The organism is Mycobacterium sp. 1423905.2, assembly GCF_001673155.1.
Classification (GTDB): domain Bacteria; phylum Actinomycetota; class Actinomycetes; order Mycobacteriales; family Mycobacteriaceae; genus Mycobacterium.
In genome coordinates, this window is record NZ_LZLE01000029.1 from 1 (window position 1) to 14,845 (window position 14,845).

Consider the following 14,845-nt stretch of genomic DNA (forward strand, 5'->3'; position numbering starts at 1 on the left):
CGAACAGCGCGACTGAACTTCAATTGGAGTTTCTGTCCACTCTGGCGTCACTCTTGACGGGCGATGATGAAAAGACTGCGACCTGCCAATCGGCATCCAGCCTTGCCCGGATGAAGTTGATCAGGGTGGTTTTTCCGCTTCCCCATGGGCCAACGAGGCCGAACACCGCGCTGTTCTGACTAGGCACGCAAGCATTGATGCGAGCCGCGACCATATCTGCGAATCGTTTGCGGTCTAGATCGTCGGCCGAATCCGAGTCGAGCGCATCATCAGTCCAAAGCGGCTTTTCTGGCGGATCGGTGCCCTTCTCCTCAGCTGCCTTGTTACCTGGACGCCAGAAGCGCATTCCAACCACGATGCTCCGTCCTTCGATGCAAACGTCAAGATGAGCCTATGCGTTACGCCGCCGTTCCAGGGGCGAAACATGTGGCGATGCGACGACAACGGGCCGCTTGAAGTTCGGCGCTGCCGTTTCGTCTTCCCTGATGTAGTCCGCGTAAGTGGTTAGCGTCAGTACGAAACTGGAGTGCCCGAGCCACTTGCTCACCTGCATGTAGTGCTCGCCTGCGCTCAAGGCCAGCGTGGCGAACGTGTGCCGTAGGTCGTACAGCCGCACCGCGCCCAAACCCAATGCCTTACAGGCAGGTTGGAAGTAGTTGTGATACAGGTTGTCCGCCACTATCGGCTTGGTCCAATCAAAGTCCTCGACTTGCACCGCCGACTTACCGGCACGAGTGCGCTTGCCAGGAAACAGTGGAGCGTGCGCGATGCGCTTCTTGCCGGCAAACGGGTGAACCGTTGCCAGATACTGGCGTAGGTCATCGGACAACCACGGCGCGAGCGGAATCACGCGGTCGGTAGAAGCGTCGCTCTTGGGCGTGCCTTCCTGCCACCGCAACGGTGCCGGTACATCGTGCTCACCTTCGACGGCAACGCGTGTCTTCTTCTTCGTCCGCTCAATACGCACGCTGCCGACCGTGCCGGGGATGTCCGCTAGCACCACATCACCGACCTGCAAACCCTGCAACTCGGCTACCCGCACGCCGGTGTAGGCGGCAAACACCACGGCGAGGCCGTACACGGGGTTACCGCGCTCGGTGGCAATCCAGTCGGAAATGGCGGCAACTTCGTTGCCTGTCAGGGGCCGGTGCTTGAACGGTGCCTTGCCGCCCGTCGTGGCGCGGCGCTTGGTGGAATGCCGCCTCCCCGCCACCACAGGATTGCTCGGCAGAGCCTGATCGTCTACGGCCACATCGAGAATGCGCTTCAAGGTGCCGACAATGTGTTTCACCGTCTTCGGACTGCGAGTGACTAGGCCGGTGCCGGGGGTTGTGGGTTTGCGCCTGGCCTTACCGCGAGTCACAAATGACCGCTGCGGATGCGGCGCCAGGAGACTGGCACGAAACCGGGCAACGTCTGCCGTGGTGATAGTTGCGACGGGCTTGCTGCCGAACATGTCGGCAATGTGACGGCGGTACAGCTTCTCGTAGCCTTCGACGGTGGAGGGGTCGACCTGGCCCGCCAGGCTGTCCAGATATTCGCGGGCGTACTCCCCTACTACCCGATTGGCCTTCGCCTTCTGACTTGAGGGGTCGATGCCTCTGGCGCTCTCCAGTTGGTTCTCAACCTTCCGCAGATGCGCCTTTGCCCTGCGTTCGGTATCGAACGTCTCTGAGGTCTGCCGGAACTTGCCAGTGGGAGCGCCAAACTCATCCCGTATGGGCTCTAGCCACCGGACCTGATATGAGACAACGGGATTGCCCCGCTTATCGCGCTTGCTGGTCTCGCGCTTACGAATCGTTGCGGCCACTACTCGCCTTCCTCTTCCTCGTCGTCAGTCGGTTCCGGCCCGAAACCCCAGCAGGTCGGCTCTGGCTGTTGGCGGTCCTGGTCGTCCTGGCCGTCGTCCTGCCGACGTGTGCGGTCCACGCCGACACCGCCTCAGAAGTAGCAGCGGTGGCGCTGGCGTAGATGCGGCGCACGGTGGACGGTTGCCAGGCTGGATTGCCTAGCGGGGATAGGACTTTTTCCGCAGTGAGCGCGGAAGCGATAGCGTCGTAAGTACAGCCGGCGTTGCGGTCCTGCACAATTCGCCGCACCACGGAAGCCGATGCAGCTCTAGGTCTTCCGACCCGCTCGCCTCTGCGCTTCTTGGCGGCAAGCGCTGCCTTCGTACGCTCCGAGATGAGTTCGCGTTCGTATTGGGCGAAGTTGACCAGGTTCATGGCCATCATCCGGCCCGCTGCTGTGGTCAGGTCCACACCTAGATCCAGAATCACAAGCGACCACCCTTGCGCCTGTGCTGCCTCGATGATGTTGGCAGCGTTAACGATTGATCGGCTTAAGCGGTCCAGCTTGGCAACCACCAGGCCATCACCCTGGCCAGAAGCCAACAGCTGCAACACTTCCTGTAGCTTCGGGCCAAGGGTCTTGCCGGATACGCCTTCGTCCGCGAAGTGCTCCACGGTCCAGCTGCGCCGTGAGGTCTCGCTGTCGATGGTCTGGCGTTGCGCCTCTAGTCCGTTACGCCTATCCGCCTGCTCGTCGGTGCTCACCCGTGTGTAGCCGAACATCAACGGCTGCATCGGTTCTCGTGTTCCTGCCTTCGTCGGCATGTTGTGTGTCCCCTCCTGGTGTGGGGCGTAACCGTCCGGTTGCGCCTTACGCCTTAAGTTTTAGCCGACTGGTACAACCATGGCTACAAGGCCTGACCTGGGCAACTCTGCATCGTGGCCATCCTCATGTCATGGCCGCAGATAGCGCCGATGAGGCGATTCGATGGCCCGTTGCTCTTCAAACACGCCAGCTTCCCTGTTTGCCTCGTTGGCCATCCTGATTGCCGCCATGCCGGTGATGTGCACTTCCGGCGGTCCTGGCGTGCGCGGTGAGCGTGCCGATTCCCGGCGTCCAGGCTGGCCGTCGCGGTCGAACTTGCCGGGATCAGCCATTCCTAGCGGCCCGCCGTGCGAAGAATCCCGGCCGTACTCGCCAGCTGGCCATCCGGGGGTTTTCCGCGCGCAGGGGGTGGCAGTTTCGGAGTTGTCTGCTGTCGGTGGGTTGGAGGGTTGGTCTGGGTAGGAAAAGTCGCCCTGGTCGAAAGATTCGCCGTCACCGCTACTGAGGTCTATTGATTCGTCTGGCCCCGTGCCGCCGATGCTGTCAAAGACCTGCTCGAAGGGCTTGCTCTCGGCTTGGGACAGTACGACTTCGGCGGGTGGCTTGAGACCGCTTCGGTCCAGGGCGTCTCGAATAGCCCGCAACTGCGTGTCGGGCGGCTTGGTGTCATCGAAGGCGAATTCGATTAGTTTGCTTACCAGTCGATCAGAGGCGTTCTCGATCCGTATGCGCGCCTTGTTCCGAATGTGCCGGGTAGCACCACCATGTGTGCGGCAGACGGTGCTGCCGTGTATGGCAAATTTGCGGCACTGCTCGCCGTTGCGTTTATGGGCTGCACAGCGACGTTCTGGGTTATTAGCCAGTGCTGCATCGTGATTGGCGGCATAGCCTTTTGGTTCTTCTTGCCGCACGGTAAATTCGAGACGGACAGGGAGATGCGTCTGCGGTGTCTCGGCCCGATTCATGCCTGCCGCGTTTGATGCATCGTCTTCTAGGATCTCGACGGTCTCCACATCGATGATTTCGGGGCGATCCTCGTTACTCATGAGCTACAACCTCTTTTGTGGTTCTGCGCTAGACCGCGCTGGGTCTGTTTCTGTCGGGTGGGCCGTGCCCGGATGGCTTGGTCCCGCAAGCTGTCGCCAGCGCAGCCAGGAAGCGCATGCCCTGACCTGAGGTTTGCGGCCCTTGCGGATCTTGCGCGGCTCTCTGGGATGGCGGGGAGGGCGTCCCGGTGCTTTCAAGCTCATCAGTTAGAACCGTTCTAGTGTTCTTTGCAGTGTTGATTCATCTGCTTTTTGCTGTCCGTTATTGGCGGTGGATGTTGGCTCTTCTGGTTCGGGTTCTTTGACATAACGAGTCCAGGAATCCTCGAACGTGCTGAGGTAGTAGCCTTTGCCGTTGCTGTCCTTGCTCCACCAGATATTCGTGCTCTTGATGCCGTACGGCTTGAGCAGCTGTGATAGATCCCGAGAATTGAGTGCCGTTCCATCACGGCGGTAGCTCTTCCAAGGTGATTCGTCAATGCTTGCAAGCATTTTCAGCAACTGCTGGGTCTTGAGGGCGGGTTTGGTGTTCTCTTCCATGAGGGCTTTGCCGTTCTTGGAGAGAAAGATTCGGTAAAGGTCGGCCAGCAGGAGCACGCCGGTGCTGGCGGCGTCCCCCATTTCTCGCAAGTCCGCAAGTGCCGCAAGTGCCGCATTTTTGCTGGTCAGAGGCCAGTGGCCGTGTGCAAACTGTGCGCAAGCCAGCAAGGCTTCCCAGCAGTCGGCCATCCGGTCGGCGATTCCGTCTGGCATGTCCGGCCAGTCCACTGCATATCCGTTGCCGTCCCACAGGTTTTGTTTGACCTGGGTGGCCCACTGCGCCAGGCGGGCACCAAGAGCGGCGGCTTTGGGTTCGTCCTCACGGATGCGCCAGGGCTTGACCTTCTCCCCAGCTGCGCGGCGCTTCATGGCCACCACCACGGCGCGGCTCATGATGGTGTCCGGAAGGTCATTCAAGCCAGCAAGACCCACGGCACCGTAGGCCGGAAAGTCCACTACTTCGACGTTGGCGCCTTGGACCACACAGCGTGAGGAGGTTCCGCTGCGGCGGTGGCCGGCATTGATCACGCCGCGAATGTCTTCGTGGTCTGCGGCCTTGGGGCCGAAGATGGTGTCTACCTCATCAACCAGCAGTGTGGGCCGGCTTTCTGGCTTGTCGCCCAGCTTCCGAATGAGCGCGGCGGCACTCATGTTGAGCGCAATGAATCCGCGCAGCACCAGGTGCTCGCTGACTTCCAGCGCGCGTGTCTTGCCGCTGCTCGGTTCGGGTGACTTGAAGTAGATCCTTGGTGTGGAGTCCCACAACTCCATGAAATGCGTGTGCGCGATCCACAGCGTGTGTGCGTGCCGCATGTGTTCACTGGGATAGATCACGTACCGCCCCAGAAACTCGTCGATTTCATCGAGCAAATCTGCGCCATTGATCAACTCCCCGCTGTCTAAGGGGCCACCGGCGTTGGTGTCTGGCATAATTGCATTTACCTTCGATTCGGTGTGCCCCGTTCTCTTCCAGCGAGATTGGAGCGGGGCACACTATTGCGTTAAGTACGAATGTCTTTCATTTCTCTCGCCTCTCTCGGCGTCATCGAGTGCTTCCAATCAGACTCAGTCGTTGATCCGATCACCGGCAAGCCACGCCTCAACGTCGTTGTGGGCGTAGTAGACACGACCGTTGACCTTGGTCATCTTTAGTGGCTTGTGGCCTCTGTAGGCAGCAGTCACCACCGAGTTCTCAGTGATGTGCTTGAGGCCGCGCGCGTGCGCAATGGCAACTACTTCCGCGCGGTCATAGAACTGCTTTGTTGGCGCAGACATTATTACTCTCCAATGGTCTGCCGGTTGCGGCCGAATGCCGACAACCTCTGACACCCTTGAATTTAGCGGATCAATGCACGCCAAGCAGCATCGTGACGCCGGAATATATTGCACTACAACGCATTACAGCGCCTGTGATGCCAAAGGTGTTTATTGGAGCAGTTGCAATCACCGAAACCTCAGCACATTCCTGCACCGAAGTGCTGCCGGTTTAGAGGCGGAAACGGGCGGTACGCCGTTGTGGCGTCTGTATTCACCCAAACCGCGCGTTCCGTGCCGACGCCACCACCACTCGTGCCCAGCGCAACAGCGGTCCCCCAGGGGGAAAGCGCCCACCTACCCAGCGCGGACACCAATAGTGAAGCCTTCAGGCAATGCAACTAGGACTGCTGGCTATTGGAGGTGGGGAGGGTATGAGGAAACCGCGGTCAGGTGGGCTTACCCAGGCAGAAGTCGCAACGCGCCTCGATGTCCCCCAGTCATTCGTCCCCGTCAATGCCAGGCAATGTTGACCTCTTCTCAAGGTCGTACGGTGACATCGTTGTTTGCCGGGCCTGGGGTGTCATGGGTGGCGTCAACTACGCCAGCGTCAAGAAGACCGGACAGAAGCTGATCGACAACTATGACTTCAACAAGAGTGAGGCCGTCGCGGTCATGTTTCGTTCGACGGAGCTGTGGTGCCCTGGTTACTCGGCGGCGTTGCAGAATTTCGCGAACGCCATGGCTGGCGGGTAGGGCTAACGGAACTCCCACTTAAGCGTTCTCGAACAAATACGGCTCCTAGCGGCGGATTCGCTTCGGGTTGCGGGTGGCTCGGGCGTCGTTGGGCTCAACCTCATGCAGTATGTAGCCGCGCCGGTAGTAGTCGCCTTCACGGTTGCCGCAGTGCGGTGCCCGGTGACCATCGCCGATGCCAACAGGACACGTGCAATAGCCCCGGCCAAACTGGAAAGTGCAGTCAGCGAATTTCTTGATATAGCGCTTCCATGGGCGAAGCGGCAGCACAGAACCTCCGCGCGGTCCTCTTGTGTCGGAATCGCCACCGTGTCGACCGTGAAAGTGGTGAGTGTTGCAGAATCGGCACCAAAACTGCAGCTGAGAGCCGTTCTTGCTGCGCCAGGCGTGGACCACCGGGAAGCGTTCAAGTTCTTGATTTAAGTCATCGGCAAGTGCTTCCATTTGGTCGCGTTCTGCGACCGTGTAGTTGGGCTGAACCCCAGCGGCATTGTTGGCCAGGTAGATTCGTTCCCATGTGTCATCTAGTTGACTCATTGCAGTTTCTCCTGTTCGGTGCTCATGCTGTTGCGATCCAGCGGTCGAGGTCGGCCCGTGTCCAATACGCTGTGCCGCCAATTAGTCTCGGGCGTTTGAGTTTCCGCGAACAGTAGGCCGCACGAACGATAGTGTTCGCTGTTACTTTCTCCAGTCCGCGTGAGTGACAATACTCTACGGCTCGGTCACGGGTGTACAGACGGTCAGTATTCGATGGCGAAGCAAGTGACATGGGGTTTCCTGGCGTTAATCGGCGGCCTATCAGCGTCATTATTCGCCGCGCCGCGTCCGATGGCCACCCCGTCTCACATGAAATACGTTGTGCGGCATGCTATAACAAGCTCAGAGGCATCTGGCGCAGCGCCGTTGTAAGTTCCCCAGGCATCTGGCCGGCTCTCCCAGTTGAGAGCTAGCGCAGTCAGCTAGGCCGCCGTCGCGAAGACACGAGTGGCCCTTTCAGCGCTCCTGTTTTCGCATCCACGGTTCCAACTGAACTCGGACGGAGACAACAATGACCACACTCACTGCCCCGCGAATCAATCCGACTGACCTGCAAGCCCTTCTGCGTCTGCCGCCGTACGGCGCCGAGGATATCCAGGGCGGATTTTTCACCGAGGGCGACATTGTGCCCCGCGTGACGGCTACCGCGGATAATATTGACCTCAACAGGATTTGGCTCGAAATGCAGTCGGCGCTAGGTGAGTGGAACGCACACCGCAGCGCGATTGTCGACCTGCTTTCGTACTGGCACACCAGTACCGCCGACGCCGTACCTCAAGCGTTGGTAGAGTCAATGTATGAGCGGGCCAGTGAATTTGGCGAGCCGGAGAGCATGGGCCCCCCTAGTGAATACCTGTTGCTTGGGTACACCATGGTCGACTGGGATCGAGCGGCAAGATTCACGTGGCGCTTCCTCAGGGACGCCGATGCCCGCCAGGTCCGCGCCGTACTCGACGAAGCCATGCGTGGCGACAATACCACCGTCACGCGCACGATTCTCAATCGACTGTTTTCACCTGCGGCAGAAACGAACGACAGTGGCAATATCTGTTACGGGCTCTGGAATGGCACCGATGGCATGAAACCCCCTCCGGTGCTAGGGAAGACGTTCACCGCCGATCATACGCACTACCTGTGGAGCGGAAACGGAACCGTCGATAGCGGTGACCTGGAGTTGTCGATTAGACACGTGCGCGAGCACGGCTATGGCCTGGTGGACGGTGCGGAAGAGCTTGTCTGCCTTGTTCACCCGACCGAGTCAGAGATCATCCAGAGTTTTCGCGCCAATGTCGAGAACGAGAACACCCAAACGGCGAAGTGGGACTTTATCCAAGCGGTTAACCAACCTGCGTTCATCATCGCCGAAGGCGGCCAGCTGGTCGGCAGTCAACCGCCTGGCACCGTGTTCAACCTGCCGACCGTCGGGAAATACGGACCGCTGTGGATCGTCGAATCAAATTTCGTCCCAGAGCATTACATGGCGGTCGTGGCCACCGCGGGGCCTGGTGCAGCATCCAACGCAATAGGGGTGCGCCAGCATCCAAACAGGGTTTACCAGGGTCTTCGGCAGATCCCCGGCAATGCCAACGGATATCCCTTGCAAGACTCGTTTTACAGCCGCACCTTTGGAGTGGGAACGCGTCACCGGGGAGCGGCAGTCGTCACACAGATCACTGCCAGCAGTGCCTACACTGCCCCGACAATCATCAGCGTGTAGACGATGGCCTCAATGCCGTTGGCGTCTCGGTGGTTAGCAGATAACCTCGCTGACGTTCTGATCGCCGTCGCTACGGCGGCAAGTGAACTGTCCCGGACCCCGAATGTCGATGAGTCCCAAACAACTGGTATCCAGGAAGGCTCGCCACATGAGTAGTACAGGATCCTGCACGTACGGCCTCGGTGACTACGCGCCACGTCTGCCACTGGATATGGAGGAACTTGATTCCGAGCCTAGTGAAATGGGTTGGGGCTACGGCATTGAGCCGCCTTCGGTCAGAGGTAGACCGCCGGCTGAAGGCGGGCGCTACAAGGGTTGCGAAGCGACGCTGGATCACTCGCCCGATCCCCACGTGCCGGTCAGCCGAGACCTGCGAATATAAATTCCCACAAACCGGTTGCGCGCGGTAACTGACCTGCCGCAGCGCGCCAACAGCGAACTCATGTGCCGGTTCGCTGACTGGACCGCTAGGTGATTCCATCCCGCCTAGCGGTCCAGTGCTGTTTGCCTTCGACTTTGCCTCAGCTTACGAGCGCTCTAAATTCCCGCTTTTGTCGACGTTCACCCATCGCGCTCTTCTCGATGCGATTGATGCCGTTGACGATGTATCGGATTCGCCGGCGAAGTAGTTCGAAGTCTCGCTTGAGCACCTCGCGCGATTCCTTATCGCCATCAGCTCGGAAGATTGCGTCAGTCTGGGGCGTGCCGGTAGCAGCATCCCAGTCCTTCAGCGTCTGATCGATAGTGGCGACAAAGCCTGCGAGCTGATCGGGCGTCGGAGCAATGAACTCGTCCTTCGACAATTGCAGGTACTGCTTGATGTCCAGCAGTTCGTGCTTGATGCGGTCGGAGGGAATCGTGTTATCTAGCGTGCCGAGCACCTTGTCCAGCTTGTAAAAGTCGAGCGAGTGGAGTGTTTCTTTCAACTTCAATCGCTTCGGCGACTGGTTCTTGCGGACTGGTTCGCGACGGGCGTACCAAAGGTTGTAAATCGACAGCAGGAAGCCGAGCACGCCAATCATTGCAACGATTGGCGTGACGTCGGACATCCCCAAAGCCTAAAGGCTGAGGTGCGATGCGCTCGGTGAAACGCCGCCCCATGCAAACGAAGATTTCCCGCGCGGCGGTGGTTGGGCAAGGGTGCCCGCAGTGACGGTTGGGTGGTCGCTTAAGACACGCCCAATAAATGGCCGTGCACTTGTCTGGTCGCTGTGCAAATCTATAGGGCTACCCACCAGCGGGGAGCCACAGGCGATGTGAGCGTACGAATCGAAGGAACAGGCATGAACGACGAGCAGGAAGAAATAGAGCGAGTACGCGACTGGGTGGGCCGGCTGGAAGGCTTTGCTTCTGCGCTTGACGACATCGACGGTGAAGACCCGGCAGAGTTCTGTGAGAACGCCGGTGATACCTGGCAAAGCGCAATCATGATCGATCCTCCGCCGAGGACAAGCGCGGCCATGGTCGTTGCTTTGGAAGGCTTGAATGCGCTGCTGGACGTGATGACCGCCGTGGCGATGGACTGGGCGGATACTCCCGACGTACGAGACCGCTTCACGCGCGAGTCTGCCCAGGAATTGGCTGAAAAGGCCTTGGGCGGTGTTGTGTCCGAGGGTCGCCGCTGGCTGGCCACAGGCATCGTTCCCTCGGGAGACGAAGTGCAACAGCGAGTTTCGGCGGTTGTTGCCGCCGTCGCGCAGGCCAAAGACACCGTAGAGACTAAGAACGCCGAACTGGACGCGCAGGACGCCGAAGCCGAATCGGATCAGTTTGGCGCGATACTGCTTTACCGTGATCCCCGTGTATCAGACGCACCCATCTTCACAAAGGTGTGTTCGTTCACCGCGGAAGAGAACACTCGGTACGTAAAGGCGTACGACCGATTCAGGCGGATGCAGGACAGCGATCTGCTGGAACACATTGACTACGAGAACGATCGGTTGGTGGATGTGCTGGTGGGCGTCCTCAGTGAGTTGCGCAGCCCGGGTCAGCGTGTGTCGCTAATGAACTCTGGGGCGATGGATGAGCGAAAGTGCAAATTGCGCTCGGCGTTGATCTCGTTCACCGCTGCGCTGCAGATTCATGAGTACCAAACGGTTCGCCGTGCGCGGCGAACGCTGGGGTTAGACCGCGGACAGGTGAACGAGATTAAGCAGCTGTTCGCCGACCTGAAGAGGGAGTCGTTCGATTACCGATGGCTGGAAGCATTGCGGGATGCGCTGCAGCACGGCGACATCAACGCGTTTGGGTGGAAATTTTCAGTGAGGGCGCGAGCCGAGCCCGAAGTGACGGTCACGATGGATCGCGCATTCATGCTGGACGAATTTCTGACGGACAACCGGACGAAACCCTGGCTGAAACGACGGGAGTTGGAAGAGTTGGATTCTGACCCCAACGTGCTTGACATGATCAAACGTGTACAGCCGCTGATGGATCCGCTGCAGAAAAAGTTAAACAAAGTGCTGTACCCGAATGCAGCCGAGGACGCTGCGACAGTGCGGGAGCTGGTCCAGCGTTTTGAGGGCAGGCGAGGCGCGTACTACCTGCAAACTGGCCCTGGCTTCACACGTCGGCTCATGGCACCGCCGATGATGGAACTTGAGCCGCGCGTGCTGTACCTGGCCGACACCTATCAGTCGGACGATAACGAACCTGAGAATGGTGATTCTGGGGACGCGGCGGCGTCGTGACAGGGCGGTGACAGCAGCGCGGCGGCAATCCGGCTGCCAGCGGCAACGTGCCAGCAGCAGCTGCAAGCCCCAGATTCACCGCGAGAGAGTAGCGCTGAACTGGGATTTGCGGCCTTGCTGGTCGGCGGTGAGACTTCGGGGCATCAGGTGTGGACGCGATGTGGACGTGGTGCTCGTTGACGGCAACATGACTTGGCGCCAGGCTCCCGTATGCAGCGCATCTACCTGCACAAACACTTGGTGGGGCGGGTGGGGCTCGAACCCACGACCAACGGATTATGAGTCCGCGGCTCTAACCAACTGAGCTACCGCCCCCGGCATCGCACGACCACGACCCTAGCGCGGAAGCACCACCAACCCCGATACGCCCCGAGCCTCACTCGTCGACCGGCCGCAGCCGAAACACCCGGATTTCCCGCGGCGCGCACTTCTCGCGGTAGCTCTCATAGCCCGCGTAGAAATCGACGGCCGCATCCCACGCGGCGGCACGCGCCTGGCCGGTAAGCAACTCAGCGCGGTAGCGCCGAGGCGGACCCTTGTATTCGATCGTGCAATCGGGATGCGCCAGCAGATTTGCACTCCACCCGGGATGCTTGGGACGCCCGTAGTTGGAAGCGATCGCAATCAACCCGTCGGAGTCTTCGATCAGCGCCAGCGGATGAGTGCGCTGCTGTCCCGACTTCGCCCCAGTCGAGGTGACCAGGCCCACCTTGTCCAGTCCCATGGAGCTCAGCCGGCCTTTGGTCCGCGGGATCAGCAGCTTGTCGAGCTTTGGCGCGACGTTGGTGGCGAGCTGGTAACCCACCCGGCTCATCGCGATGCGTTCGGCGAGCGCCTCGTAGAGACGCAGCCGGCGCCCGCGAGCCGGACTATCCCTGCGCAGCGACATGCGACGAGAAGTACCCACCGACGCGCCGCTAATACACGTACACGACGGCGCCATTGCCGCCTTTGCACATCACCAACGACCCGTCGGGCGCGCATGTCATCGCGTAGTGCTGGCCGGTCACCGGACTCACCGCGTCGATCTGCCGGGGTCCCGAGCCGGCCGGGCCGGTAGCCGCGTATGCCACCCGGACCTGCTCAGCGAACGGACAAGTCGTGTCGGATGATCCGACCGCGGAGTGAGTGAAGATGCCCGCCGACCCGCCCGAGGACGGGCACGGCTGGGCACCCGGTGGAAGCGCCACCGGCGCCGTCGTCGGCAGCCCAGCCGACTGCAGCGTCCAAGTCCCGCAGTGTTGGGATTTGAACCCCGCGTCCGACGGCGCGATGTGCACCACCTGCAGCCCGGCCCCTTCGCCGTGTTCGATCACGTCGGTGGAGGTCCCCCGAAACCCTCGCAACCGCTCCCACGAGCAAGAACTATCCCCCTGCGACTGATAAGTACCGGCTTGCAGGTCGGCACCCATCCGGAAAACACCGTCCCCGGGCAGGCTCCGCACGGACGCAGTGGGTGACGCCGACGCGGACGTCGTCAAGGTCGGTTGAGTCGATCCAGACGTCGACGTGGACGGCGGCAGCGGCGGCACCGTGGTACCCCGGTAGATCGGTGGCAGTTGCGTCCCGCTGCTAGTGCGAACCGTCATGGTGGGCGCGGCCGATTTCCCACCCGACCCGCCGCAGCCTGCAATCCCAGCGGCGACCAGCACGCCCGCGGCGATGGCGATACCTGCTTTATGGACCATGGCTTCTCGTCAGCCGAACACCGTCTGACCGTCGACGTCGATCAGGTATCGCTCCGTGCCCGACTCCACCCGCGGGGCATCGGCGCCCATCGACACCGCGATCTTGTTGCTTCCATTGCGCATGATGTCGAACGTCAACTCGACGGCCTCGTCCTCGGAGAAAGCGGAGCGCACCTCGGCGGCAGCGTCGACGACGAGGTGCGCAGGGCTCCAAATTAGCGCATCTACATACCGCAACGCCGCTTTGGCCCGCCGGTCGAGCCGGTCGGATTCCTCGAACCGTTCGATGTCGCCGTACAGCGTTTCCGAGCCGCCGGCGTCCAGCGCATTGCCCTCACGCAGCGATTTGCACAGCCGGCAGTTGTGCTGGGCCGCGCCGCGCAACCGCACCAACTCCGACGTCACCGGGTCCAGCGAGCGCAGCCGGGCCACCGCGGGCATGAACCGGACGAACAACTCCTCCGACGGATCAGTGGTGTGATCCCACTCCACGGGCTGGTCGACCCAGCCCAGATACTGCGAACCGACGCCTAACGCTTCCAGCCCGGTCCGGACTCGCGGTACGGCGTCGGCGATGTACATCGACACGACGACACCAAACGCCTTGTCGCCCAGCCGCTTCAACAAGCTTGACCGCTGCTCGTCGGTCACCATCGACACGTCGACAGCGAACTGTTCGGCGAACTCGGCGACCGCCTGCTCAGCCTCGGACGCCGGCTCGCTGACCGCCACTTCGGCGGGCAGCGGCGGCAACCCCACCGCATCGGCGCACACCCGGCGGACCAGTCCCACCATCCGCGGGTCACCCGGTGACAACGCGACCAATCGGCTCAGCTGATCGTCGGCAAGTGCGGCCACCTCTCACACGCTAGGACGCGCCGTAACCAACAGCAATCGGCTACTGCGCCTGGCTGACCGATGACATGTGAAAGTCCGGGATCCGCAGCGACGGCATGGCCGCCCGGGTGGCCCAGTCTCCCCACTCCCTCGGCAGCGTTTTCTCGCTGGCACCGGCCTCGGTGGCGCGGCGCAGCAAGTCCAGCGGGCTCTCGTTGAAACGGAAGTTGTTGACGGCCGCCGTGACTTCACCGTCTTCCACCAGGTACACCCCGTCACGGGTCAGTCCGGTGAGCAGCAGCGTGGTGGGGTCGACCTCGCGGATGTACCACAGTGTGGTCAGCAGCAGCCCACGCTCGGTGGACGCGATCATGTCCGCTAGATCCGCCGACCCGCCCGTCATGATCAAGTTGTCGGCAGCCACGGCGACCGGGGCGTCGAACCTGGCCGCGGTGGAGCGCGGGTAGGCCAGCGCGTTGATCACTCCGTCGCGGATCCAGTCCACCTGCCCGATCTCCATGCCGTTGTCGAACACCGACCGCGTCTCCGAGGAGGTATTGACCGCCACGAACGGCGTGCAGGCCAACCCCGGAGCCATGGGATCGCTGAACAAAGTCAGCGGCAGATCGGTGAGCCGCTCCCCCACCCTGGTCCCACCGCCGCGCGCCGAAAACGCCGAGCGGCCCTCTTGAGCGCTTCGGCCGGCCATCGACCAACCCAGGTAGATCATCATGTCGGCCACCGTCGACGGCGGCATGATCGTCTCGTAGCGCCCTGCGGGCAGCTCGACGGTGCGCTGCGCCCAGCCCAGCCGGGTCGACAGCTGATCGAACAACGCCTCGATCGGCACGTTGACGAAGTCCGGCGTGCCGATGCCCGCCCACGCGCTGGCCTGGCCGCGCTTGACGTTGATTTCGATCGCCCCGGTCGGCTGGGTGTAGCGGCGCCGCAGCCCGGTCGAGGACGCCAAGAACGTCGTCGAGAGACTGTGGTGCGCATAGCCGTACACGCGGTCGGCGCCGCGGAATTGACGGCTCAACGGGCCGGCGATACCGGCGAACACACCCGCCCCGGTGCCGGGTACCGGGGCGTCCCAGTCCCCGGGCTGACCCGAATCACCAAGGAGCGGTGCGAAATCACCGGCCTCCGGCGCAGATCGGGCCG

15 protein-coding genes and 1 tRNA gene are annotated in these 14,845 nt (G+C 61.3%); 3 read left to right on the plus strand and 13 right to left on the minus strand.

Features of this window, described 5'->3' with window-relative positions:
• Window positions 1-19: 19 nt before the first annotated feature.
• The 6 genes from A9W95_RS26650 to A9W95_RS02205 form a co-directional block, all read right to left on the minus strand.
• Window positions 20-346 carry a P-loop NTPase fold protein gene (locus A9W95_RS26650; RefSeq protein WP_156745959.1) on the minus strand — a complete coding sequence of 109 codons (327 nt, stop codon included), beginning with the start codon at window positions 344-346 and terminating at the stop codon, window positions 20-22.
• A 45-nt stretch (window positions 347-391) separates the two neighbouring features.
• Window positions 392-1,810 (minus strand): site-specific integrase, encoded by a 1,419-nt coding sequence (locus A9W95_RS02185; RefSeq protein ID WP_067409011.1) that lies wholly within the window; start codon window positions 1,808-1,810, stop codon window positions 392-394.
• Window positions 1,791-2,585, minus strand: a complete 795-nt coding sequence (locus A9W95_RS02190; RefSeq protein WP_371328012.1) for a recombinase family protein — start codon at window positions 2,583-2,585, stop codon at window positions 1,791-1,793. Before A9W95_RS02190 ends, A9W95_RS02185 begins: the two co-directional genes overlap by 20 nt.
• 159 nt (window positions 2,586-2,744) lie before the next feature.
• On the minus strand, window positions 2,745-3,662 hold the full coding sequence (locus A9W95_RS02195) for a hypothetical protein (RefSeq protein ID WP_067409012.1): 918 nt from the start codon (window positions 3,660-3,662) through the stop codon (window positions 2,745-2,747).
• A gap of 207 nt (window positions 3,663-3,869) precedes the next feature.
• Window positions 3,870-5,132: a DUF3631 domain-containing protein gene (locus A9W95_RS02200; RefSeq protein ID WP_067409013.1), complete on the minus strand. Its 1,263-nt coding sequence runs from the start codon at window positions 5,130-5,132 to the stop codon at window positions 3,870-3,872.
• 135 nt (window positions 5,133-5,267) lie between these two features.
• Window positions 5,268-5,477, minus strand: a complete 210-nt coding sequence (locus A9W95_RS02205) for a hypothetical protein (RefSeq protein ID WP_067409014.1) — start codon at window positions 5,475-5,477, stop codon at window positions 5,268-5,270.
• A gap of 564 nt (window positions 5,478-6,041) precedes the next feature.
• Here A9W95_RS02205 and A9W95_RS26655 point away from each other — a divergent pair.
• Complete coding sequence (locus tag A9W95_RS26655; RefSeq protein ID WP_156745960.1) at window positions 6,042-6,212, plus strand: hypothetical protein; 171 nt, start codon at window positions 6,042-6,044, stop codon at window positions 6,210-6,212.
• Between the two features lie 45 nt (window positions 6,213-6,257).
• On the opposite strand, the gene A9W95_RS02210 is transcribed toward A9W95_RS26655, so the two are convergent.
• Window positions 6,258-6,749, minus strand: coding sequence for a hypothetical protein (locus tag A9W95_RS02210; protein WP_067409015.1), 492 nt, complete (start codon window positions 6,747-6,749; stop codon window positions 6,258-6,260).
• A gap of 511 nt (window positions 6,750-7,260) precedes the next feature.
• Here A9W95_RS02210 and A9W95_RS02215 point away from each other — a divergent pair.
• Window positions 7,261-8,466, plus strand: a complete 1,206-nt coding sequence (locus A9W95_RS02215; RefSeq protein ID WP_067409016.1) for a hypothetical protein — start codon at window positions 7,261-7,263, stop codon at window positions 8,464-8,466.
• Between the two features lie 521 nt (window positions 8,467-8,987).
• On the opposite strand, the gene A9W95_RS02220 is transcribed toward A9W95_RS02215, so the two are convergent.
• A complete protein-coding gene (locus tag A9W95_RS02220) occupies window positions 8,988-9,515 on the minus strand; it encodes a hypothetical protein (RefSeq protein WP_156745961.1) in 528 nt (175 codons plus the stop codon).
• A 234-nt stretch (window positions 9,516-9,749) separates the two neighbouring features.
• Here A9W95_RS02220 and A9W95_RS02225 point away from each other — a divergent pair, with 234 nt between their 5' ends.
• Complete coding sequence (locus tag A9W95_RS02225; protein WP_067409018.1) at window positions 9,750-11,156, plus strand: hypothetical protein; 1,407 nt, start codon at window positions 9,750-9,752, stop codon at window positions 11,154-11,156.
• 238 nt (window positions 11,157-11,394) lie between these two features.
• Here A9W95_RS02225 and A9W95_RS02230 read toward each other — a convergent pair.
• From A9W95_RS02230 to A9W95_RS02250, 5 genes are all read right to left on the minus strand, one after another.
• Window positions 11,395-11,471 (minus strand) — tRNA-Ile (locus tag A9W95_RS02230).
• 61 nt (window positions 11,472-11,532) lie between these two features.
• Window positions 11,533-12,063, minus strand: coding sequence for a nitroreductase family deazaflavin-dependent oxidoreductase (locus A9W95_RS02235; protein WP_253851532.1), 531 nt, complete (start codon window positions 12,061-12,063; stop codon window positions 11,533-11,535).
• Window positions 12,064-12,073: 10 nt separating this feature from the next.
• Window positions 12,074-12,844 carry a hypothetical protein gene (locus tag A9W95_RS02240; protein WP_172826530.1) on the minus strand — a complete coding sequence of 257 codons (771 nt, stop codon included), beginning with the start codon at window positions 12,842-12,844 and terminating at the stop codon, window positions 12,074-12,076.
• A gap of 9 nt (window positions 12,845-12,853) precedes the next feature.
• Entirely contained in the window at window positions 12,854-13,639 is a 786-nt protein-coding gene (locus A9W95_RS02245) for a carboxymuconolactone decarboxylase family protein (RefSeq protein WP_371328013.1), read from the minus strand.
• 103 nt (window positions 13,640-13,742) lie between these two features.
• A partial coding sequence (locus A9W95_RS02250) for a metallopeptidase TldD-related protein (protein WP_067409022.1) occupies window positions 13,743-14,845 on the minus strand: 1,103 nt, incomplete at its 5' end.

Excerpts from the sequence above, each read along its gene's own strand:
- A9W95_RS02240 (WP_172826530.1), bottom strand. The coding sequence starts at position 12,844 with ATGGTCCATAAAGCAGGTATCGCCATCGCCGCGGGCGTGCTGGTCGCC.
- A9W95_RS26650 (WP_156745959.1), bottom strand. The coding sequence starts at position 346 with ATGCGCTTCTGGCGTCCAGGTAACAAGGCAGCTGAGGAGAAGGGCACC.
- A9W95_RS02210 (WP_067409015.1), bottom strand. The coding sequence starts at position 6,749 with ATGAGTCAACTAGATGACACATGGGAACGAATCTACCTGGCCAACAAT.
- A9W95_RS26655 (WP_156745960.1), top strand. The coding sequence starts at position 6,042 with ATGGGTGGCGTCAACTACGCCAGCGTCAAGAAGACCGGACAGAAGCTG.
- A9W95_RS02195 (WP_067409012.1), bottom strand. The coding sequence starts at position 3,662 with ATGAGTAACGAGGATCGCCCCGAAATCATCGATGTGGAGACCGTCGAG.
- A9W95_RS02205 (WP_067409014.1), bottom strand. The coding sequence starts at position 5,477 with ATGTCTGCGCCAACAAAGCAGTTCTATGACCGCGCGGAAGTAGTTGCC.
- A9W95_RS02225 (WP_067409018.1), top strand. The coding sequence starts at position 9,750 with ATGAACGACGAGCAGGAAGAAATAGAGCGAGTACGCGACTGGGTGGGC.
- A9W95_RS02200 (WP_067409013.1), bottom strand. The coding sequence starts at position 5,132 with ATGCCAGACACCAACGCCGGTGGCCCCTTAGACAGCGGGGAGTTGATC.
- A9W95_RS02220 (WP_156745961.1), bottom strand. The coding sequence starts at position 9,515 with ATGTCCGACGTCACGCCAATCGTTGCAATGATTGGCGTGCTCGGCTTC.
- A9W95_RS02245 (WP_371328013.1), bottom strand. The coding sequence starts at position 13,639 with ATGGTGGGACTGGTCCGCCGGGTGTGCGCCGATGCGGTGGGGTTGCCG.
- A9W95_RS02190 (WP_371328012.1), bottom strand. The coding sequence starts at position 2,585 with ATGCAGCCGTTGATGTTCGGCTACACACGGGTGAGCACCGACGAGCAG.
- A9W95_RS02215 (WP_067409016.1), top strand. The coding sequence starts at position 7,261 with ATGACCACACTCACTGCCCCGCGAATCAATCCGACTGACCTGCAAGCC.